A 21,117-nucleotide genomic window follows, 5' to 3' on the forward strand; every position below is an offset into this window, starting at 1 on the left:
TATTTTAACTGTGTATGAATATTTATTTAAAATATTCATAGCATTTTATCTTTAAAAGAACTTCTAGCACAAAAAATTATTTTATGCTAGCACAAAATTTTACACCATTAACATTCCCCCGTTTACGTGGATGGTTTGGCCGGTAATATATGATGCCTGATCGCTTGCTAAAAATGCGACTGCGTTTGCCACGTCTTCCGGCATACCGTAAGTACCTAGCGGAATTTTTTGTACTATGGATTCTCTTTGTTTTTCGTTTAGTTTATCGGTCATATCAGACTTAATAAATCCTGGAGCTACTGCATTAACCGTAATTCCTCTGGTTGCAACTTCGTAAGAGAGCGATTTGGTCATGCCTATTAAACCTGCTTTAGAAGCACAATAATTAGCCTGCCCAGGGTTGCCTGAAATTCCTACTATTGAAGATATATTAATAATGCGTCCATACCTGTTTTGCATCATTTTTTTTATTGCTTCACGATTTAAAATAAAATTTGCTTTCAAATTAATATCAATAACTTTGTCAAAATCTTCATCTTTCATTCTAATTGCTAGCGTATCACTAGTAATACCGGCATTACATACTAAAATATCTAGCTTTGGTGCTTTAGATATTAAATTGCTACATTCTTCCTTATTTGCAAGGTTGCATATTTCTATCGTATAATTATCTTTTAAAACATTTCCAAGGGATTTTAATTTTTCCTCATTACTACCGCTAATAATTACATAGCTTCCGAGTTTGTGCAGTAATCTCGCTATAGCTCCGCCTATGCCTCCTGAAGCTCCCGTAATTAAGGAAGTTTTACCTGTTAAATCAATCATTTTCTTCCTCCGTTTGATCAAGATTTATATTAGTAATTTTTGACGATTTTTTGCGTATGATTTTCTCAATTTCGTTGGAAATTTGTGGATGTTCTTTTAAATATTGTTTGACGTTTTCACGTCCTTGTCCAATGCGTACGTTATTATAGGAAAACCAAGAGCCGGATTTCTCAACAATATCAAGCTTAACTCCAAGGTCGATTATCTCGCCTTCTTTTGAAATACCTGAACCGTACATTATATCAAAATCTGCAGTTTTAAATGGAGGAGATACTTTGTTCTTGACTACTTTTACTTTAGTTTGGCTGCCTATTACTTCTTCTTTATCTTTAATGGAGCCTATTCTTCTTATATCGATCCTAACAGAAGCATAGAATTTCAAAGCATTACCGCCTGTCGTAGTTTCAGGACTGCCGAACATCACGCCTATTTTCATTCTGATTTGGTTGATGAAAACAATAATACAATTGGTACGATTAATTGATGCGGTAAGTTTACGTAAAGCCTGGCTCATTAATCTTGCTTGAGAAGCCATTTGGGCATCACCCATCTCGCCCTCAATCTCTGATTTTGGTACTAAAGCCGCAACACTATCTATTATTATCATATCAATACCGCCGGAACGAATTAACGTATCGGCAATTTCTAGAGCTTGTTCACCTGTATCTGGTTGTGAAATAATAAGCTCATCAATATTTACGCCTAATTTTTTAGCATAAGCAGGGTCAAGGGCATGCTCGGCATCAATAAAGGCACATGTGCCGCCCTTTTTCTGTGCTTCGGCAATTAAATGTAGCGTTAAAGTGGTTTTACCTGAGCTTTCAGGACCGAAAATTTCAATGATTCTACCTTTAGGAACACCGCCGATTCCAAGAGCTATATCTAGCCCAAGTGATCCGGTAGATACGGCTTCTATATCAACATTCGGACGCTGCCCTAGTTTCATTACCGAACCTTTACCGTAGCTTTTTTCGATTTGTGCGAGTGCTGCGGTAATGGCTCTTTCTTTATCTGTATTTGACATAAATTTCCATATTATAAACTTATCAATTAAAATATAAGCTTGAGAAAAAAAAAGCAAATTTTATTTATTTTGTATCGAAATGTATATTCATACGATTAGTAATTCTATTATAAAAAAGCCAAAAATACTACTTTTAGTATTGAAAATCTATTTAAAATACACTAAAAGTATCAAAAAATATATTAGACTTCCTGCATAAGTCACTTCTAAAGGTAATTTGTACGTCGATCCGGTACTCGAATCCTCACGCACGCTTGTGTATACCTCTAGTAAATGAAAAATTGTCAAAGAAGTCAGCAAGTGTTATTAAGTAAGAATGATTTATAGAAAATTAACATCAGTAGAAAAAGAAGAATTAAAGCTTTACTATAGAAGCGAAAGGGATAAGAGGATTTGTGATAGAATCAAAGCTGTTCTCATGTATGATGATAGCTATAGTATTGATGAGATATCGAAAGTGTTATTACTGAGTGATGAAGGGATAAGAAAACATTTAATAGATTATCATAATGCTCAGAAGCTTAAGCCTGGAAATGGCGGTAGTGATAGTAAACTTACTAGACAGGAGGAAGCAGAGTTAATAGTTCATCTAGAAAATAATAATTATGTGTATGCTAGAGATATAGGTTTGTTCATAGAACGTCAATATGGAGTAATCTATACATTAGCTGGGGTAATCAAGCTGTTACACAGACTTGGTTTTAGTTATCAGAAACCTAAGTTAATGCCTGGAAAAATAGATTTAGCTAAGCAAGAGGAATTTAAGCTGCAATATAGTTTGCTAAAAAATAATTTAGCTAAAGATGAGTCTATTTATTTTATGGATAGTGTTCATCCTCAATACCAAACTCGAGCAAAATTTGGTTGGATTAGAAAGAATGTAGTTAAAACATTACCAAGTTTCAGTGGTTGGAAGCGTAAACATATTATTGGTGCTATTAATCTTAAGGATTTAGAGGTAGTAACAACTGACAATCCTAAGGTTAATGGTGATTATATTATTGAATTTTTAAAGAAATTAGAAGCAAATAATCAAGATAAAAGTAAGATTTATTTGATATGCGATAATGCTGGATATCATAGGTCAAAAAAGGTAAAAGAATATCTACAATACAGTAAAATAGAGTTACTATTTTTGCCAGCATATAGTCCTAATTTGAATCCAATTGAACGACTGTGGAAATTTATGCATTCTGTTGTAAGTAACAATAAATTTTATGCGAATTTTGAGACATTTACTGATTCTATACGAATATTTTTTGAAAATATTGAAAAATATAAAAATAAAATTTCTTCATTGGTAAATGACAATTTTCAAACCATTGTGCCTAATCATTTTAACAACTCTTCATGTTGAAGAAGTATACTCCTAATTGACCCCACAAATCTTGCGCCGGAACTATGGGTACGGTAGCTATAAATGTTGCGTCATTTGTTGATTCATTACTTACTACATAACTAGAATTTGCACCGGAAAAATTGATATTTGCTATAGGTTGTGCGTCCATAACTTCAGGAGAACCGCCGGGATAAAGCGTCAAATCTGAAATATCGGTTGCAAAATTATATCTTGAGTTAGTAAGGTTACCGATATTAATAGCCTGCACTTTAGTCCAAGCCGGATCTTTAACGATAAATTCAGTAGCAACAGCTATTGTAAGATTGTTTTGCCCCTGAATGGTAGTTGTAAGAGTGTGTTCATCAAAGTAAATAATAGGTTCTGCAGCAGGATCTGTGGAGTTAATAGTCAAAGTACTAGCAAGGTTGTTAAAATTAAAGCTATTAAAATAGTACGTACTCCCTTTAGCTTCTCCCGGTCCGGGATTCGGTGCAAAAGGCGAAACTGCCGCACTTGCAGTTGCCGATGTAATCGGAGCACCTGTTAAAGTAATATTTACAGGGTTAGTAACATCTACATCTAGCCCGACATTTGCCGCATTAAGATCTTGAGGTATAACAGGTCCAAGATTTAGGTTATTCGGCACGATCATTACAGTGCCGTTAAAGATATTTAAATATATAGCAAGAATTATATAGCAAGAATTGCTGCCACATCTGCAGTAAAATTATTTACCCCGCCAAGGGTTAGAAGGTTACCGGATACAAATGGCCCACTAAGACCTACCCCTGTGGATAAAACTGCGCCGCCTGCCGTTACGGATGGGTTAGGAATAGCAGCAGCAAGGCTACTCGTACTTGCAAGCATCACTGCCGCAGTTGATGCGAACATGCCTTTTTTTATTAAATTTTTTAGAGTATTTTTTCGTTGACTTGACATAACATCTCTTAAATTTGGGCTTAATTTTCTAAATTATCAATTCGAGACTAGTATTCATTAAACAAATATAAATTTTCTGTATTTTGGAAGATTTTTAAAAATCTTTGGTAAATGAGATTAAGATAAAAATTCTTAATATTTTCGCTAGGTTCTGTGAACATTTCTAATTGATTTACTATTTTGAGGTATTTTTTTGCTGCAAATTATAAGATTTTTTTGAAAAATGAATAACTATTCTGCCAAAAATCTTATTAATTTTCGCTAAAAAATACCTCAAAATAGTAAATCAATTAGAAATGTTCACAGAACCTTCGTTGCACTTTTAAAAAAAGTTAATAATAAAATTAATTTTTTATTCAGGGCTTTAATTAAAAAAAATAATAAAAGAGGATAAGATGAAATGATTAATAATTATTAAAAGAACAAAAATTTTTCTAACTTATAATTTTGTTATATAAATAACACATTACTTTTAATTGAAAAACATTAATTAAATACTAAAATGCCTATAAGAATACTTATAAATAAAGTATTTCCTACATATAAAAAGTAACTAGAAGTTACTTTTTCTTATTTAAAATAAATTAAACTTTATGTATTTTTTATAGAAATTTGATAAATCGTATATAAAACTTAAGAAATACAAGGATAAAACCTATTTATTTTAGTCCTTTAATAAAAACAGCAAAATTTTATTAATTTTTGTATAGAAAGGAATACCCAAACCGTCACTATCATTGCGAGGAGGTCTTGTTGCGTGGATCGGTAAAACCTACTGTGTCACCTAGTTCGCTTGACCACGGGGTCCATAAAAACAATAAAAAATACTAATATATTAGTATTTTTAACTGGATCCCGTGGTCAAGCCACGGGATGACAGAGGTGAAATTGATCCACGCAACAATGCCTTGCGAGGAGCGAAGCATTGTTGCAATCTCGTCAAATATTCCTGAGATTGCTTCGCCCTGATTACTATGTAATTCTCCTCGCAATGACGATCTTCAGTATCCAGGCGGGCAATGTCTACTCGCAAGGCATTGTTGCGTGGATACCGATGTCATTCCTGCGAAAGCAGGAATCCAGCATAAAGCGAGATAAATCGAGCTTTTAATTTCAAAAATTTTCTGTATGTATACTTTTTTTCTGGATTCCCGCTTTTAGCTAAGAATGACATCAAGACCATATAACAAACCGCAGGAATGACACAATGATACTTAAAGATATAAACAAAACCGCTTTTTCTAGGCAAAATCTATAAATTTTTGCATAAACAAATTGATTTGCTACGAATAATAGAGTATATAGTATAGACATAATTAATTCTCGGGGCGTAGCGCAGCCTGGTAGCGCATCTGGTTTGGGACCAGAGGGTCGGGAGTTCGAATCTCTCCGCCCCGACCATAAAAATATAAATTATAATGTCAAAAGACGACCTCATTCAGTTTACAGGTACAGTACTTGAACTTTTACCTAATGCTACTTTTAGAGTAAAGCTTGAGAATGATCATGTAATTATTGCTCATACTTCCGGTAGGATGCGTAAAAATCGTATCAGAATATTACTAGGAGATAAAGTTACGGTAGAAATGACCCCTTATGATTTAACTAAGGGGCGTGTGATTCATCGTCACTAGTCTTTATAAGTATGAAGCAGAACAAAAAAAACCTACCGATTATATTAGCATCAAGCTCTCCTGCAAGAATTGAGTTACTAAACAGAATCAAAATTATCCCTTCACAAATTATTCCGGCAGATATAGATGAAACACTTAATTTGCGTGAATTACCCGCTCCCTTAGCCATAAGGCTTGCTTACGAAAAAGCTATAAAAGTTGCATCTCAAATAGAGGAATCCGCTATAATTATAGCTGCCGATACCGTAGCGGCAGTAGGTAGAAGAATATTGCCGAAAGCTACTACTTATGAAGAAGTCAAGAATTGTATTAAGATGTTATCCGGACGTCGTCATCGCGTCTATACCGGTTTATGTATTATCAAAAAAGAGAATGATCAGCTTACAGTTAGACAAAAAATAGTTCAGACTATTGTTAAGTTCAAAAAATTAAGTGATGAAGAGATTAATTTTTATTGTTCTTTGGATGAGGGAACAGATAAAGCCGGCGGATGTAAAATTTCCGGTTATGCAGAAGCTTTTATCTCATTTATTTCCGGCTCATATTCAAATGTTATGGGATTACCTTTATTTGAAACGGTAAATGCTCTAACTTCTTTAGGTTTTAAGGTATATTAATATTGTAGTGTTGCCTCTGTAAAGATTGATCTCGTTACATGGATCGTTTATGTCATTCCCGCATAGGCGGGAATCCAGTAAAACACATAAAAAATAAGTTTTTTTATGTGTTTATTTTGTCAAATATGTAACTTCTATATCAATATTGAAGTTATTTTTCTGGATCCCCGCCGTTGCTAGGATGACATTGAGTAGGTTTTTCGAGCCATACACATCAATTACAATTTTAATTCCCAGGTTCATCCAAATGATTTCTCTCATAATTTTCATGACGCTCTTGAGCTTCAATACATAATGCAGCAATAGGTCGTGCTTCTAATCTTTTTATACCTATTGGGTCGCCTGTTTCTTCACAGTAACCGTATTCCCCATTTTCAATACGTGATAATGCTTCTTCTATTTTACTCATTAATTTACAATATCTACTTCTACTACGAAGCTCAAAAGCTCTTTCTGTTTCATGAGTAGCACAATCGTTAAGATCGGATTCTTTTAAATTTTCTTCCTTTAAATGATTTAAAGTCTCTTGAGATTCCTTTAATAAATCCTCTTTCCATCTTAAAAGTTTTTGTCTAAAATATTCTAGGTGATTAGGACACATATATTCTTCATCTTTAGAAGGTTTATATCCCCTAGGTAATTTAGGTGTTTCTAGCATATTAATATCTCAATATTAGCTTTAGTATATTATGTTTATAAGGTTTTTAAAATAATATAATATATAACTTAAAATTAACGCAAGAAGATTATGAATATTAATATATTTTATTTTTTAATTGGATATGCAGTAGTATATACAGCCTCTAAATGCTTTATACTTGTTTTAGTATAGTTTTGTGTAGTAGATAGACTTTTATGACCTAATAGCTCTTGAATAGAGCGTAAATCTGCACCATGCTCAAGCAAATGTGAAGCAAAACTATGTCTAAATGAATGGGCAGTTAAATGCTGCGGTAAACCATAAAAATGCTTTAATTTAATTAATTCACGATTAAATACCGGTGGCTGCAATTTCTTACCCTGCTTTCCTCTAAATATTGGTTCATTATCACCTAGCTTATACGGCAATATTTCTAAATATTGGGTAATTAAATTTTTAGCAATCGGTAACCACGGAATTATTCTTTCTTTACTACCTTTACCTATTATTCTTATAAATTCTAGATTTTGTAGATGAAGTTTCGTAATTGATAATGCCTCCGATATACGTAGACCTGAAGCATATATAAGAACAAGTAGGGCTTTATTTCTAAGCTCTACCCACTTAACATTCCCGTATTCTTCAATATGTTCAAGTGATATTACTACATCATCCTCCGATAAAGCTTTTGGTAATAATTTAGTTTTTTTAGGAGATTTTATAGAAAAAATTATCTGACTATTTAATTGTGTTGTTTTCTCTAAAAACCTATAAAAATTTTTTACTGCAGATAAACCACGTGAAATTGAAGAAGTGGTAAAATTATCACAGTTACGTTTTGCAAGCCAACTTCGGATTAATCTTATATCTGCGGTTTTAATATGATTTATCGTTACAAGCTCTGAATTATAATAATTCATAAACTCAAGGAAATGCTTAAGGTCATTATTATAAGAAATTACTGTATGACTAGAGTAATTTCTTTGCAAAACGAGGTATTTTTGCCACTTATCTATTAATTCTTGAATTGATGTATCTAACATTTATAAAAACTTAACTATTTTTAATATTATTCTTAATGCTAACAATTATTGACTCATAATTTTATAAATGTTAGCACGAATTGAGGGTTTATGTTTACATATACGTAACCTATAAAACACAAAATAAAACACAAAAAATTTTTTAAGTAAAAAATTTAATTTATTTTAGGAGAATGAATAATGTTAAATAATACACAATTTTTAGATTTAATGAAATCCTATATGAATCCGGAATTTTATATGAGTTCTATGAAAAATATCCCTAGTGTAATCTTTCATCTATCACAAATACAATGCAAAGAGCTATGAATATTCTTTTAACAACTAATCAAATTGCTACAGAAAGCATGCAATCTTTGCTTAAGAAAAATTCCGAGATTATACAAAATAATGTTAATACTATTTTGAATACTACTAAAGAAGCAGCAAATTCTAAAGATTTCAAACAAGCCAGTGAATGTCATCAAAAATGTTTACAATCTATTTATGAAACATCTATGGATAATGCTAAGGAATTAGCAAGTATTGCTTATGAGTCTTCAAACAAAATATTAGAAGCCACAAATAAGCATATTGCCGAAAATGTTCATCATGCTTCTAATAATATGCAAAATATGGCAGAACAAGTACAAAAAAACTTTAATAAGAAATCTGCGTAATTTTTAACTATTTTTTTATTTCATTCCTGCGAAAGCAGGAATCCATAATAAAGCGAGATAAATCGAGCTTTTAATTTCAAAAATTTACTGTATTTATACTTTTTTCTGGATTCCCGCTTTCGCGGGAATGACATAAAGGGGACATATGGCTGCTCGCAATGACGGCTCGGGTATCGCACGCAATAACGGCGTTCCCCTCAATTATTCGCTTTCCTGTTTAACCAATTTTGTAAATAAGACTCTGCTAATTCCTGATCTTCTATAATAATTACATTTTCAGCATTACGTTTATCAGCAGCAGCCGTGAAATTAAACGAACCGGTTATTACTTTCTTTTTATCAATAATTATAACTTTATTATGAGCGATTCCCGGTACTTTATCTATATCCACATCAATTTTTGCTCGTTGTAATTCATGCAATTTAGAAAATTTTTGCTTAAGATTACTACGATCAAGCAATATTCTAACTTTTACTCCTTGCATCTGTGCATTAATAAGTGCAGTAGTAATTAACGCATCACTCATACCATATGCTTGCATATAAATAGATTCTTCAGCTCTATCTATCTGATTTGCTATAAACTTAGTACAACCGGCAGGAGGAGTAAAACATGTACTAACTTTACTTCTTGAAAGCTCTGAAATATTGTAATGCTTTATTTTCGGTGCAGATGAAGCTAATGATTTTTGATTTATTAGATTAGTAAAATAATCCGGATTTTGTCCATAAATACCTAAAGCAACTCCCAAGATAAAGACAATAGATATTTCTATAAATTTATTATTTTTTCTCTTCATGACTTATTTATATTTTAGGCGTTGTGTGTGGTTGTATGTCATTCCCGCGTGGATCAATTTTACCTCTGTCATCCCCCCGCGACTTGATCGCGGGATCCAGTTAAAAATACTAAAATTATTAGTATTTTTCATTGTTTTTATGGATACTGTGGTCAAGCCACGGTATGACATCGAGTGCTTTTTTCTATCCATGCGGGAATGACATAGAAGTAACAACACCTATCTTCTTACATAACTGCCTGGAGCCTCTTCAATAGCCTCTAGATTCTGATAATCTAAAGAATCTACTAGCCTTATTATCATTATTTTTTATAAGCCAATCAAGCCAATAGTGCCACCATGAGCCTTCATATTCCGTAGCTTTCATAAGCCACTCATGACTACTTAAACTTAAGTCATCGTTAAGCCGATAATTATATTTAGCAATCGCAGGAGGATTAACTACACCTGCTACATGCCCTGAATCCGTGAGACAAAAAATCTTATGTCCGTTTAATAATTTTACTCCATCATATATTGAACGCCATGGAGCTATATGATCTTCTTTTGCGGCTACGAAAAAAGTGTTGCAATCAACTTTTCCAAGATCTATTTTTGTTCCGAGTAGCTCTAAATTATTAGACTCTTTTAGCAAGTTATTACACTATGTATTTTGTAAATATTCCTCATACATTTTTGCCGGCAAGTTAGTAGAATCCGCATTCCAATATAGCAAATCAAAAGGCATAGTTTTTTTACCAAGCAAATAATTATTGACAAAAAACGTCCAAATTAGATCATTTGCACTTAGCAAACTAAAACTATTTGATAAATATTGTCCATCAAAATAGCCCTTTAGCTTTATATCTTCTTTAATGTAATTAATCGTAGCTTCATTAAAAAATATTCCAAGCTCGCCCGGGTGAGTATAATCAAGCAAAGTAGTAAAGAAAGTGCTACTGTGAATAGAATCCATTTTTTTTACTTTAAAGTAGGCGATAATTATAGCAAGGAACGTACCACCCATGCAATATCCGACAAAATCAATTTTTTTAAAACCAAGGTTTCTCACATACTCAAAAGGTGCTAAAATACCGTCTTTTAAGTAATCCTCGAAGCCTTTTTCCGATAGAGAAATATCAGGGTTAACCCATGAAATAAGAAAAACTTGAAAATTATTTTCTACCAAAAAAGATACTAGAGAATTGTGCGGAGATAAATCGAGTATATAATATATTTATACATGGCGGAATAATAAATATCGGAATCTTATGAACTTTCTCTTTCGGTTCATAGCATATTAATTGCATTAAATCATTTTGGAATATAACTTTTCCTTTTGTTGCCGCAATATTTTGACCGAGTTTAAAGGCGGATTTATCGGTAGTTTTAATATTTAATATATCACCTGAACTTTTTATATCTCTTAAAAAATTTTCTAATCCCTGTACTAGATTTTGACCGCCGCTTTGTAATGTTTCACGTAAAACTTTTGGGTTACAAAAAGCAAAATTTGAAGGTGAAAAAGCATCGATAAAATGTTTAGTTACAAACTCTAAATGTTGCTTGAGATCATTTGATAACTCATACTGTTCTATACTCTTCTTAAGCCACTCACTAGATAGTAAATAATATTGTTTAACAAAGTCAAAATAAGCATTATCCTCCCATGAAGAATCTTTAAATCTTTTATCTCGATTATCCGGAGAAAATACAGCTTTTGCCGGACTACCGACAAATTTTGCAAAGCTATTCGTTGTAAGCTCTCTTAACTTATCAATATATTCAATATTAAGCTGCCAAAATTTTTCAGGATTTGCCCAAAACTGTTCTACCATTAAAGAAGCTATAATCCTGTTTTTATCACTATCAATTAGGCTCCTAGATATCATACTCCCCCTACCTTGCATGAAATGCAAAATAAGCTCTTGATATTTATCGGCTATTTCTTTGAAATTATTAATGATCGTCTCGTGCGGGATGTTATACATGTTTAGTTCTGATAATGTTATATGATTGTATGGCTCTCTATGTCATTCCCGCGAAAGTGGGAATCCAGACTAAAAAATCTTGATATTAAAGATTTTTTTATTATTTTAGCCTATTTTTTAAGTCAATAACTTTTATACCGATATTTGAAGTTATTTTTCTGGATTCCCGCTTTCGCGGGAATGACATAAAGCAACCCTATATCTTTAAACCATCCCACATACTATCAACCTTGTCGATAACTTCCTTACTCATTTCTATTTTTTTACCCCATTTTCTATTTGTCTCAGGGTATATTTTATCGGTTGCATCTATTCCCATTTTACTACCAAGCCCTGAATCAGGTGATGCAAAATCTAAATAATCTATTGGAGAATTATCTATAAAGCTCGTATCGCGCCTTGGATCGCTTCTTGTTGCTATTGCCCAAATTACTTCTTGCCAATTACGAACATCAATATCATCATCTACAACTATAATAAACTTACTATACATAAATTGCCGTAAGTACGACCAAATCCCAAGCATTATTCTTTTAGCATGACCGGAATAAGATTTTTTAATCGATACTACCGCGACTCTATATGAACAACCTTCAGGTGGAAGCCAAAAATCGACTATTTCCGGAAATTGCTGCTGCAAGATAGGAATAAAGATTTCATTTAATGCTTCACCTAAGATTGACGGCTCATCAGGCGGTTTTCCGGTATAGGTACTTAAATATACTGGATTTTTCTTCATCGTTATTGCAGTGACGGTAAAGACCGGAAACTCCTCAACATCATTATAATATCCGGTATGATCCCCAAAAGGGCCTTCAGGCAAATATTCCTCTAAACTTACATAACCTTCTAGCACTATTTCACTATGTGCAGGTACTTTTAAGTCAATAGTTTTGCATTGCACCAGTGCTATTTTTTCATTACCGAGTAAACCTGCAAAATTATATTCTGAGATATTCTCAGGTATCGGTGTAACCGCTGCCAAAGTTACCGCTGGATTTGCCCCAATAACGATAGCGGCAGGAAACGGCTCTTTTTTTGCTTCTTTCCAACGTTTATGATGCTCTGCTCCGCCCCGTAACTTTAACCAACGCATCAATAGCTTATTAGGAGCTATTGTTTGCATCCTATATATACCAAGGTTGTAATTATCTATTTTATCATTACTAGGTCCTTTAGTAACTACTATCCCCCAGGTAATTAAAGGCGCAATATCATCAGGCCAACATCTTTGGATCGGCAATATATTGATATTCGGTTTGTCAATGACGATTTCATGACAGGCTGCTTTTGATATTGTTTTAGGAGACATAGCAAAGACACGCTTAGCAAGAGGTAACATTGATAATGTTTCTTTAAAAGATGCGGGAGGTTGCGGCTGTTTAAGGAATGCTAGTAAAACGCCAAGCTCTCTTAATTCTTTGGGTGACTTAAGTTTAAGTCCCATACAAATACGATTTATACTAGCATAAAGATTAGTTAGAACAGGTATATCGGATTTAGTGCCGTCGGCTTTTATAACATTTTCAAAAAGTAATGCAGGTTCGCCTTGTGCTAATACTCTTCTACTGATTTCAGTAATTTCTAGGTCAGTTTTAACTTCAATAGAAATACGCTTTAACTCACCGTTTTTTTCTAAAAATTTTAAAAACTCCGGTAAATCTTTAAAGCTCATAGTTCTATTTTTTTGTTTATAATGTTTGTTTTATATTGGTCTCTTTTTATGTCATTCCCGCTTTCGCGGGAATGACATTAGAGATACTTTCCCTACTTACTAAAATTAGCTTTTACTTGCATATCATTCTGAATAATTGTGTAGTTAATTAGCTCGTCAATTACAGAATTTTTAATATTATATATTATATTTTTTTCTGAATTTATATGAATATTTTTAGCCGTTAATTCATCGATAGTTCTAGATTTAATATGTGCAAAATATACTTCATCACCTACTTGGAATATAGGTGTATTACTTCCTATTTTAGTATTAAAAATTGATAATAATATTTCAGGAGTTAGGGTTAGATCATTTTCCATTTCGGATCTAATATAGCTTTTTTTGCTTATTTTTATTCCGGTAGCTTTAAGCTCTTTTATGTTCTCTTGATCTGAATTATACTCCTTTGCTAAATCCTTGATAATTTTTAAGTTTACATCTGCAATATTCCGCTTTATCCAAGCTTTATTTACTTGCTCTTTAATAGCGTCAAATTCAGGTATTTTTGCCGGCTGAATCGACTTTAATTCTACCAATATAAGATAGCTTTTATCTTCTGCTTCTATAGGATAAGATAATTCTCCTTCCGAAAGCTCAAAAATACTATCAACATTTTCGGAAATTATTTTATCTTCAATAAGCTCTGCATAACTTATATAGTTAACGTTTTGTATCGGTAGCTTATATTTTTCGGCAATTTCAACTAAGCTAGAACCGGCTGCCGTCTCATCTTCCAGCTTTTTAGCAAACTCCATATTAAGTATATCGATTTTTTGAGCCTTTAATAAATCCTGTAATTGTTTCTGTACTGCTTCAAAACTTTGATCACCGAATTCATCTTTATTTTCATTATAAAACTCTAACAACTCATCTTGAGTAACTGAGACTTTTAAATCCTTAATATTAGCTTTAATATAAGAAAAGCTGCGTTTCTCAGGTACTTCAAACGAGGTTTTATTATCTTGGTAAAAATCCTTTAATTGCTGATCGGTAGGAGTAGAGATTTGTAAATCTTTCGGTTTATTTTGTAAATCTATCTGCACTAATTCTACTTCTCTTTTTTCAGCCATATAATCTACTATATTGTCAGTCATAGCTTTAGGAACATAGAAACTTTCTACAAAAGTACCGACAAAAATATTTTTTAGAGCTTTTTCTTTGAAGTTTAATAAATATTTTTCTTCATCCATATAAGAATTTCTAAAATAAGTTTTAAAAATTTTTATATCGAAAACACCTTGCTCATTTTTAAAAACCGGTGATTCTTTGACTAAAATTTTAACTGTGTCATCACTTAGATCTAAGTCGTAATAGCCAACTAAATAATCTAAAACATTATCGTAAACAAGCCTTTTTAGGATTCGGTTATCAATATTTAACTGTGCTATTTCTTCATCCGTTAAACTTGTTCCTGTTTGCTTACTTATAGCATTAATTTCTAAAGATTTCGCTCTCAAAAAATCTTCTTGGGAGATATTTTTCACATGAGAAAAAGTAACAATATCACCGTTTCTTCTTCCGTTTAATACATCTTTAATACCAAAGCCGACAAAAGCAAAAGCTATCATTGCGAATAAAACTCGCATTATAAAACTATCGGCAGTTTTTCTAATATTATCTAACATAATTTTCCTCAGTGTCACCCCGTGGCTTGTACCTGCGGGGTCCATAAAAAAAAGACTGGATACCGTGGACAAGTCACGGTATGACACAGTACAAATATACACAATAGTACATTATAAAGCAAAAAAGCCTATATAGTCAAACTATATAGGCTTTTTTATTGTTTTTTGTAGACGTTCAATGTTATTCCTGCGTGGTTCGGAAAACATACTCTATGTCATTCCCGCGGAAGCGGGAATCTAGTAATTAAAAACTTTTAAAAAGCTCGATTTATCTCTCTTTACCCTGGATTCCTGCTTTCACAGGAATGACATAAAAGGAGTCCCACAGGATGACATTAGAAGTTTACACGTACTTTTACACTACCTTGCTGAGCGAAATACTTACTTCCGATATTGGTATCGTAGTTAATACCGTATTCCATCATTTTGTGCTTAGCAGTAACACCGACGCCGACATCAAAGCTTGTTTTGCTTTGCTTAAAGCTGTTGGTTGGGAAAGGAGCAGTCATAATACCTTGCAATCTTGCATCAATCGCCGGAACTTTATTCTTGAATGCATAATCAACCATTGCGTAAAGCTCAGGTGTTAGCACTACTTCTTCATTGACATTGATATTACTTGATACTTTAGCACCGAGTAAACCATCGAAGCTATTATAGTTCTTGCCTTTAACTATAAGGTTTTGGTTAGTAGTACCGGTTTCCTTATAGCTCTTATCTTTGATAGCTGAATATCTAAGCCCTGCAAGCGGTGTTAGGTTAATATTTTCAGGCATCATATAGGTATAACCAGCCATTAACTGACCTGTATAGCTTTCAGATTTATACTTACCGCTTGCGGTTTGATAGCCGACAGTCTCTAGTGCCGTTGCAATAACGCGTCTTGATTTACTTCTTATCTTATTATCTGAGTAAGATGCTATAGCTTCAACGAAGAGATTTTCATAAGGTACATTATATAAACCGTATACGGAATAGATGTTACTCTCTACCTTATTCTTATCGCCCGTCTTATTATTTTTCAGCTTAATATCGGTATCGGCTCTTGTATATGCAGCCCCTAGTGCTAGATCATCGCTAACTAAGCCGTCAAAACCTATAGTGCCACCGGTTGTATCCGACTTATAACCGCTTATATTGTTACGCATCTTCTGCGTTGCATTACCGACAAACGGACTTATCCATGCACCAAACTTAGCATCTCTGTCCTCATCACCGGCAGCTACGGCAGCCGGCTGTATTGCATCCATTCTAGCATTTAGATTAATTAAGCTACTTGAGATATTACTTAGTATAACTTGATTATTAATAGCAGCTATAGTATCGCTAGGCTTTACAACGTCTTGCATGAGGTGAGTTACAGCATCTGCTTCTTGGATTGGATTCAGTTTACCCCAGTTACCGAAAGCTAAACGTGCATCTGAACCGATTGGTGCTTGCTCCATTAACTCAAGCGATTTCTTTATATTTGCAGCATTTGGGATATTTGCAAGCGGTCCGCCCGGTTTGAAGTCGTTATCTATAACTTCTTGAGATACATCTTTCGCAAATAACGTTAAAGTCGATTCATCAAAAGTAAAGTTGACAAAGCAGTTGTCATTATTAACGGTTACTTTAACATTACCTGCGGGAGTAGGCTTTAATCCACCTGCCGCTTCTGCAGATATTACCGTATATTTTGTATCCGGACTTATATTATTAATGTCGAAATTAGTAGTAGTAACAACAAGTGCTAAAGTTGAAACCCCTGATAAATCAAGAGTACTACCTGATTTAATTAGGATATTACCTCCTGACTTAGCTGCTCCGTCAAAAGTAGTATTTAAGGTTAGCGTATCGGTAAAGCTACCGGTACCGGTATATGTTACTTGATTTGTACCTAAAGTAAGTGTAGTACCGCTACCTGTTATATTACTATTAAAGGCTAGGCTATTACCGAAATTAATAGTAGCATTATTAGCTGCAAAACTGGTAGCCGTTACATTTTTAGCAAAATTAGTGATAGAAGCTTTAGCTAAAGTAACTGCACCGGTGTTAGTAAATGTATCGGCAAAACTTGTAGTACCGCCGAGCGTCTCCGCACCTTTTGCATTAACACTGCTTGCAAAGTTTGTTGTGCCTGCCGTTGTGATATCACCAACCGAATTAGCCGCAGTCCCTACAACACCTCTAACACTACCGCCATTCGTGAAGTTTAACTTCAGAGCCTGACCGCCAGTTTTATTTATGCTGCCTGTTAAGTTAAAGTTTGCAGGTAATGTTAAGAGTGCAGTACCGTTACCTTGGATTTCAGTAATACTAGTATTACCGCCTTGGGTTATGCTTACAGCCCCGGTACCTACTTTCAACATAGCAATATTAGTAATAGGTCCATTAATAGTACTTGCACCGGTTGCAATGATTGTACCGTTAACACCGCCGGTACTTGTAACACTACCGGTGATATTTTTATTTGCACCAAGTGTTATAACTGCTGCTTGATTATTGAAATCTATATTACCGTTAATATTACCGTTTTGAGTTAAAGCAGTAGCAGCACCGAATGATAAATTAGAGTTGATATCCTTATTATAGGTAACTGCCGGCACTAATAATTCTAAATCGTTAACAAATATCTCAGTATCTATTTGGAATGTTCCGTTTCCTCTAAATTCTAATTCTTTTAATTTATTTACTACAGTACCGTAAGTAGCATTTCCGACACTTGCAAGAATTACTTTCCCGCCCGCAGCTCCTGAATCTACAGCAAGTTTACCTTTATTTGGAGCTAATGGATCAAGTACAGCATTTAATGTTATCGTACCGTTACCGGCTGCACTATTTTTTAATACTAAAGTTGCGTCTTCATGAGCAAAATTAATAGTCTGACCGTTTGCTAAAATTCCTACATTACCGCCATTTGCATCAATCGTATAAGAACCACCAGCGGCAGCAATCGCTGCACCTGCAGGCGATACACCTGCAGCACCGATATTTATTACATTAATTTGGTTAGTAATACCGCCTACATCAACAAAATTTGTAGTACCTAAGATATTAAATGCGAGAACATTCGTAGTATCTATATTATTAAAGGCTACACTACCTAAAACATTTAATGATGCTAATTCACTTCCTGCCGTACCTATTGTTTTAGCTCCACCGTCACCTTGTAAGGTTACAAGTTTTGTTGTACCAGCAAGAAGTAACGTACCGCCACCGGTTGCAAACGCCGGTAAATCATTTTTAAGAGTTATAACTCTATTATCTGTAGTACTATCGTTAAGTAAGAAAAGCTTTGAGTTTACTCCTTTAAAATTAATCGCTTGAGCGTTTAATATATCAACATCAGCGTTCTTAGCATTTATTGCAAAAGACTTATTATCTTGAATGTCAATTTGTGCAACTGTGCCTATACTAGCATCATTTGCAACCACTGTACCACCGGCATTAATATTAAGTATACCGGTAGCACCGTTTGCTATAATTCCGCTTAAGTTATAAGTGTTACCGCCGGGACCGTTAAACTCTAAAGTACCACCGGCTGCATTAGCACTGAAGTTTACGTTTGTAGCTACTAAATTACCGCCGACTTGTATCGTACCGACTGCATTATTTCCATTATTTGCAACACTAGCAAAATTTACGGTTTGTGCATAAATATCACTTGTAAAAACAAGATCCGCAGCACCATTATCAACTTTAGCATTCAGAGCTTTTAGAGATGCTCCATTTGTACCTACCGCTCCGGTAACCCCTACTCCGGCTGTTGTTAATGTACCGTTACCCCCTGCTGCAGTTACTGCTCCGGTTATACCGTTATTTGCTGTTAACGCACCGTCTACTGCAAAATTTACTGCTGCCGTGATTGCGTTTGCTGCCTTTACATCCGCTGCTCCATTATTAATGGTCACATTTGTTGCATCAACTTTACCACCATTCACAACAATATTCGTTGCTGCAAGCATAGTAGCATTATCTATGGTTACGCCAGCATCAACAGTTATTGAAGCTAAGCTCTTAGTTGCACCTACCGCAGCAGCAAAAGTGGTATTTGTGCTAACTCTTAATACACCCTGCCCGGCAGCTCCACCGTCTATAGTCCCGTCAAAGCATTATCAAGTTTGGGGTTCCGGAATTTATAGTTAAACCTGCGTCGGCACCGTTTAAGGTAATATTCCCCAAACCGTCATAAGTATCGGCGTCACCAGTTCCTAATCCATTTTCACCGGTTAAAGTTAGCGTAAAGTTATTACTAATGCTAACAGGAAATGCCGTACCGCCACCGAGCAAAACAAAACCTAAAGAAATATCCTCATTTACCGTAAATAAATCTGGAGCGAAACCGTGTACATCTATTGCCGTAATGTTTACTGCTGCATCAGCGTCAACCGTAACAGTATCATTTCCATACTGTAAAACACCACCACCAAACGGTCCTGCAGGATTAAGGCCCGCTCCTACGGTAAAGTTTGTATTTGCATCTATCGTTGCAGCACCGAGTGCCCCGCTCTACTACTCAGCATTATCGCTGCGGTTGAGGTGGTGAATAAAGCGGTCTTAAGACCTTTTTGAATTGCTTTTTGAAATAATTTTGTAGAAATATTCGCCATAATATGTAAACCTTTATAAAAATTAAATAACTTAGGAAGTGTTACAATTCTAATACAATTTTTTTAATATTTCTATTATGATTAATAATTATATATAATATTTTACAAATTTAGTATGAATATGTGGCATTTGCATTCTGCAGGGGCGGTAGCTTTGCGGCGTGGACCGGTTTTCCGTCATTGCGAGAAGAATTACATAGTAATTCGACGAAGCAATCCAGTAAAAATGCTAATTTATAGCATTTTTTTAATTATTTTTTCTGGATTTCCGCCTCCGCGGGAATGACATAAGAGCATTTACCGGTCCACGCGGGAAGACCTTATTGCGTGGACCCAACAATCCGTTCGGTATCATACCGTGGCTTGACCACGGTATCAAAAAAAAACAATAAAAATACTAATAATTTTAGTATTTTTAACTGGATCCCGTGGTCAAGCCCCAGGATGGACAGGGAGGGAATCGCTCCACGCAGGCAACGCCCGCTCACAATGACTATTTAGTATCCGTATTCTCCTAACACCTTAATAACATCATCATACATATAATCGTCATAAGCACCGGCTTCGAGTAATAATTTTGTAGCTACGGTACAATTATTACTCTTTGCTAAGCCTAGAGGATTTAAGCCCGATTTATCACGATAATTAATATCCGTAGTGTGTTCAATCAAAAACTGGATTAATTCTTCACCGCAATTAGCTTTTATAGCATGATGTAAGCCGCTACGTCCTAATGGGTCTTTATACTGGGCATCAACACCCTTACTATATAAAGTTTCTACTAACTCCAAATCATCAGCATATATTGCTTTTTGTAAAAGCTTTTGTCCTAAAGCTTTATCAAATCCTGCATTATCTTTAATCAAAACTTTTACTAGTTTCGAGAGATTTATATTCTTGTCATAAATTTGAGCTACTTTTTCTAGAAGAGTTTGCTGCCCCGTGTTTTTACCGACTAGCGTATGATTTACTAGATACTCTATTAATTTCATATCTTCAGAATCAATAGCAAGTTCAAAAATCTTATAACCGAGTTCGCTTTTAATATCAAATTTAGCACCTTTGCTAATTAATGCTTTTACTGATGAAATGTTCTTCGATTCTACGGCTAACTCTAAAGGGGTTTTATTATTATGATTTTTATCATGAAAAAACCGTACTATTTCTCCACACCCCATTGCTTCTGCCCAATCATGTAAAGTATATCCATATTTATCGTACTTTTGAAATTCCGTATTTTCATATAAATATTCTACCATTTCTACATTACCGATTTTTATTGCTAAATGAATAGCAGACCAACCATACATGTTAGGAGCAATTTTTCCTCCCATCTGAACTAAAAATTTTACTGTTTCTAAATCATTACCAAGTATTGCTAACTCCAAAGGAGTTCTACATTTAGCATCTGTAGCATTAATATTTTTTTCATTACATAAGGCTTTTACTAACTTTATTTCTTTAGCTCCTACCGCTATATGTAAATCCGACCATTTATTACCTCTTATAGCCATCGGGTTTACTTTCGCTATCTTAGCTTTTAAAGCTTTAAGACGTGATATTATATTAGAAGTAGTTTTGGTATATGGGATGTAGTAACTTGGGTATCTGGTTCCAGTATTAGAGATAGTCATTGAATTATTTCCATTATTTAATATATTGCAGCGGCAATTATTAAAATATATTAATAATA

Annotated in this window: 21 protein-coding genes, 1 tRNA gene and 3 pseudogenes; 8 read left to right on the forward strand and 17 right to left on the reverse strand. The window is 34.1% G+C overall.

What is annotated here, in order from left to right; translation table 11 throughout:
• Positions 1-99: 99 nt before the first annotated feature.
• Positions 100-825 carry a 3-oxoacyl-ACP reductase FabG gene (gene fabG, locus AC5584_RS07430; protein ID WP_499216349.1) on the reverse strand — a complete coding sequence of 242 codons (726 nt, stop codon included), beginning with the start codon at positions 823-825 and terminating at the stop codon, positions 100-102.
• Entirely contained in the window at positions 818-1,849 is a 1,032-nt protein-coding gene (gene recA, locus AC5584_RS07435; RefSeq protein WP_499216350.1) for a recombinase RecA, read from the reverse strand. Before recA ends, fabG begins: the two co-directional genes overlap by 8 nt.
• A gap of 316 nt (positions 1,850-2,165) precedes the next feature.
• Between recA and AC5584_RS07440 the strand changes: the two genes are divergently transcribed.
• Complete coding sequence (locus AC5584_RS07440; RefSeq protein ID WP_499216351.1) at positions 2,166-3,206, forward strand: IS630 family transposase; 1,041 nt, start codon at positions 2,166-2,168, stop codon at positions 3,204-3,206.
• On the opposite strand, the gene AC5584_RS07445 is transcribed toward AC5584_RS07440, so the two are convergent.
• Together AC5584_RS07445 and AC5584_RS07450 are read right to left on the reverse strand one after the other, a co-directional pair.
• The gene (locus AC5584_RS07445) at positions 3,187-3,840 is read right to left on the reverse strand and encodes a hypothetical protein (RefSeq protein WP_499216352.1); all 654 of its coding nucleotides are present in this window, start codon (positions 3,838-3,840) and stop codon (positions 3,187-3,189) included. The two genes, AC5584_RS07440 and AC5584_RS07445, sit on opposite strands and share 20 nt — an antisense overlap.
• 38 nt (positions 3,841-3,878) lie before the next feature.
• On the reverse strand, positions 3,879-4,127 hold the full coding sequence (locus AC5584_RS07450) for a cell surface protein (protein ID WP_499216353.1): 249 nt from the start codon (positions 4,125-4,127) through the stop codon (positions 3,879-3,881).
• Between the two features lie 702 nt (positions 4,128-4,829).
• On the opposite strand from AC5584_RS07450, the gene AC5584_RS07455 reads away from it, so the two are divergent.
• A complete protein-coding gene (locus AC5584_RS07455) occupies positions 4,830-4,958 on the forward strand; it encodes a hypothetical protein (protein WP_499216354.1) in 129 nt (42 codons plus the stop codon).
• Here AC5584_RS07455 and AC5584_RS07460 read toward each other — a convergent pair.
• Positions 4,955-5,119: a hypothetical protein gene (locus AC5584_RS07460; protein ID WP_499216355.1), complete on the reverse strand. Its 165-nt coding sequence runs from the start codon at positions 5,117-5,119 to the stop codon at positions 4,955-4,957. The genes AC5584_RS07455 and AC5584_RS07460 overlap by 4 nt on opposite strands.
• Before the next feature lie 332 nt (positions 5,120-5,451).
• Here AC5584_RS07460 and AC5584_RS07465 point away from each other — a divergent pair.
• The 3 genes from AC5584_RS07465 to AC5584_RS07475 all read left to right on the forward strand — a co-directional run bounded on the left by AC5584_RS07465 (position 5,452) and on the right by AC5584_RS07475 (position 6,378).
• Positions 5,452-5,528: transfer RNA gene (locus AC5584_RS07465), tRNA-Pro, on the forward strand.
• 17 nt (positions 5,529-5,545) lie between these two features.
• Positions 5,546-5,761: a translation initiation factor IF-1 gene (gene infA / locus AC5584_RS07470; protein ID WP_008579354.1), complete on the forward strand. Its 216-nt coding sequence runs from the start codon at positions 5,546-5,548 to the stop codon at positions 5,759-5,761.
• An 11-nt stretch (positions 5,762-5,772) separates the two neighbouring features.
• On the forward strand, positions 5,773-6,378 hold the full coding sequence (locus AC5584_RS07475; RefSeq protein ID WP_499216356.1) for a Maf family protein: 606 nt from the start codon (positions 5,773-5,775) through the stop codon (positions 6,376-6,378).
• Between the two features lie 226 nt (positions 6,379-6,604).
• Here AC5584_RS07475 and dksA read toward each other — a convergent pair whose 3' ends face one another.
• A complete protein-coding gene (dksA, locus tag AC5584_RS07480; RefSeq protein ID WP_499216357.1) occupies positions 6,605-7,036 on the reverse strand; it encodes an RNA polymerase-binding protein DksA in 432 nt (143 codons plus the stop codon).
• Positions 7,037-7,143: 107 nt separating this feature from the next.
• The gene (locus AC5584_RS07485; protein ID WP_499216358.1) at positions 7,144-8,061 is read right to left on the reverse strand and encodes a tyrosine recombinase XerC; all 918 of its coding nucleotides are present in this window, start codon (positions 8,059-8,061) and stop codon (positions 7,144-7,146) included.
• Between the two features lie 180 nt (positions 8,062-8,241).
• Here AC5584_RS07485 and AC5584_RS07490 point away from each other — a divergent pair.
• Positions 8,242-8,720: pseudogene (locus AC5584_RS07490) on the forward strand (phasin family protein).
• Between the two features lie 197 nt (positions 8,721-8,917).
• Here the strand turns inward: AC5584_RS07490 and pld are convergent.
• The 8 genes and pseudogenes from pld to AC5584_RS07530 form a co-directional block, all read right to left on the reverse strand.
• On the reverse strand, positions 8,918-9,520 hold the full coding sequence (gene pld, locus AC5584_RS07495) for a phospholipase D (protein ID WP_499216359.1): 603 nt from the start codon (positions 9,518-9,520) through the stop codon (positions 8,918-8,920).
• Positions 9,521-9,523: 3 nt separating this feature from the next.
• Entirely contained in the window at positions 9,524-9,739 is a 216-nt protein-coding gene (locus tag AC5584_RS07500) for a hypothetical protein (RefSeq protein ID WP_499216360.1), read from the reverse strand.
• Positions 9,740-9,770: 31 nt separating this feature from the next.
• Positions 9,771-10,154 (reverse strand): hypothetical protein, encoded by a 384-nt coding sequence (locus AC5584_RS07505; RefSeq protein WP_499217095.1) that lies wholly within the window; start codon positions 10,152-10,154, stop codon positions 9,771-9,773.
• Positions 10,155-10,163: 9 nt separating this feature from the next.
• Positions 10,164-10,688, reverse strand: coding sequence for an alpha/beta fold hydrolase (locus AC5584_RS07510; RefSeq protein ID WP_499216361.1), 525 nt, complete (start codon positions 10,686-10,688; stop codon positions 10,164-10,166).
• On the reverse strand, positions 10,675-11,490 hold the full coding sequence (locus tag AC5584_RS07515; protein WP_499216362.1) for a poly(3-hydroxyalkanoate) synthetase: 816 nt from the start codon (positions 11,488-11,490) through the stop codon (positions 10,675-10,677). The genes AC5584_RS07510 and AC5584_RS07515 overlap by 14 nt, the downstream gene beginning before the upstream one ends.
• Positions 11,491-11,686: 196 nt before the next feature.
• A complete protein-coding gene (locus AC5584_RS07520; RefSeq protein WP_499216363.1) occupies positions 11,687-13,165 on the reverse strand; it encodes a UbiD family decarboxylase in 1,479 nt (492 codons plus the stop codon).
• Positions 13,166-13,257: 92 nt separating this feature from the next.
• The gene (locus tag AC5584_RS07525) at positions 13,258-14,832 is read right to left on the reverse strand and encodes a SurA N-terminal domain-containing protein (protein WP_499163022.1); all 1,575 of its coding nucleotides are present in this window, start codon (positions 14,830-14,832) and stop codon (positions 13,258-13,260) included.
• A gap of 335 nt (positions 14,833-15,167) precedes the next feature.
• Positions 15,168-18,755: pseudogene (locus AC5584_RS07530) on the reverse strand (autotransporter outer membrane beta-barrel domain-containing protein); the annotation flags it as partial.
• A 37-nt stretch (positions 18,756-18,792) separates the two neighbouring features.
• Here AC5584_RS07530 and AC5584_RS07535 point away from each other — a divergent pair.
• Both AC5584_RS07535 and AC5584_RS07540 read left to right on the forward strand, forming a co-directional pair.
• Positions 18,793-18,960, forward strand: coding sequence for a hypothetical protein (locus AC5584_RS07535; RefSeq protein WP_499216364.1), 168 nt, complete (start codon positions 18,793-18,795; stop codon positions 18,958-18,960).
• Positions 18,961-19,751: 791 nt separating this feature from the next.
• Positions 19,752-19,925, forward strand: a complete 174-nt coding sequence (locus tag AC5584_RS07540; protein WP_499217096.1) for a hypothetical protein — start codon at positions 19,752-19,754, stop codon at positions 19,923-19,925.
• Here AC5584_RS07540 and AC5584_RS07545 read toward each other — a convergent pair.
• Together AC5584_RS07545 and AC5584_RS07550 are read right to left on the reverse strand one after the other, a co-directional pair.
• Positions 19,922-20,602 (reverse strand): ankyrin repeat domain-containing protein, encoded by a 681-nt coding sequence (locus tag AC5584_RS07545; RefSeq protein ID WP_499217041.1) that lies wholly within the window; start codon positions 20,600-20,602, stop codon positions 19,922-19,924. The two genes, AC5584_RS07540 and AC5584_RS07545, sit on opposite strands and share 4 nt — an antisense overlap.
• Positions 20,576-20,938, reverse strand: a pseudogene (locus AC5584_RS07550) (ankyrin repeat domain-containing protein); the annotation flags it as partial. The gene AC5584_RS07545 and the pseudogene AC5584_RS07550, both read right to left, overlap by 27 nt.
• Positions 20,939-21,117 lie beyond the last annotated feature (179 nt).

Source organism: Rickettsia endosymbiont of Villa modesta, from assembly GCF_964026485.1.
Classification (GTDB): domain Bacteria; phylum Pseudomonadota; class Alphaproteobacteria; order Rickettsiales; family Rickettsiaceae; genus Rickettsia; species Rickettsia asembonensis.

Excerpts from the sequence above, each read along its gene's own strand:
- fabG (WP_499216349.1), bottom strand. The coding sequence starts at position 825 with ATGATTGATTTAACAGGTAAAACTTCCTTAATTACGGGAGCTTCAGGA.
- recA (WP_499216350.1), bottom strand. The coding sequence starts at position 1,849 with ATGTCAAATACAGATAAAGAAAGAGCCATTACCGCAGCACTCGCACAA.
- AC5584_RS07440 (WP_499216351.1), top strand. The coding sequence starts at position 2,166 with ATGATTTATAGAAAATTAACATCAGTAGAAAAAGAAGAATTAAAGCTT.
- AC5584_RS07445 (WP_499216352.1), bottom strand. The coding sequence starts at position 3,840 with ATGATCGTGCCGAATAACCTAAATCTTGGACCTGTTATACCTCAAGAT.
- AC5584_RS07450 (WP_499216353.1), bottom strand. The coding sequence starts at position 4,127 with ATGTCAAGTCAACGAAAAAATACTCTAAAAAATTTAATAAAAAAAGGC.
- infA (WP_008579354.1), top strand. The coding sequence starts at position 5,546 with ATGTCAAAAGACGACCTCATTCAGTTTACAGGTACAGTACTTGAACTT.
- AC5584_RS07475 (WP_499216356.1), top strand. The coding sequence starts at position 5,773 with ATGAAGCAGAACAAAAAAAACCTACCGATTATATTAGCATCAAGCTCT.
- dksA (WP_499216357.1), bottom strand. The coding sequence starts at position 7,036 with ATGCTAGAAACACCTAAATTACCTAGGGGATATAAACCTTCTAAAGAT.
- AC5584_RS07485 (WP_499216358.1), bottom strand. The coding sequence starts at position 8,061 with ATGTTAGATACATCAATTCAAGAATTAATAGATAAGTGGCAAAAATAC.
- pld (WP_499216359.1), bottom strand. The coding sequence starts at position 9,520 with ATGAAGAGAAAAAATAATAAATTTATAGAAATATCTATTGTCTTTATC.
- AC5584_RS07515 (WP_499216362.1), bottom strand. The coding sequence starts at position 11,490 with ATGTATAACATCCCGCACGAGACGATCATTAATAATTTCAAAGAAATA.
- AC5584_RS07520 (WP_499216363.1), bottom strand. The coding sequence starts at position 13,165 with ATGAGCTTTAAAGATTTACCGGAGTTTTTAAAATTTTTAGAAAAAAAC.
- AC5584_RS07525 (WP_499163022.1), bottom strand. The coding sequence starts at position 14,832 with ATGTTAGATAATATTAGAAAAACTGCCGATAGTTTTATAATGCGAGTT.
- AC5584_RS07535 (WP_499216364.1), top strand. The coding sequence starts at position 18,793 with ATGGTTACGCCAGCATCAACAGTTATTGAAGCTAAGCTCTTAGTTGCA.
- AC5584_RS07545 (WP_499217041.1), bottom strand. The coding sequence starts at position 20,602 with ATGGGGTGTGGAGAAATAGTACGGTTTTTTCATGATAAAAATCATAAT.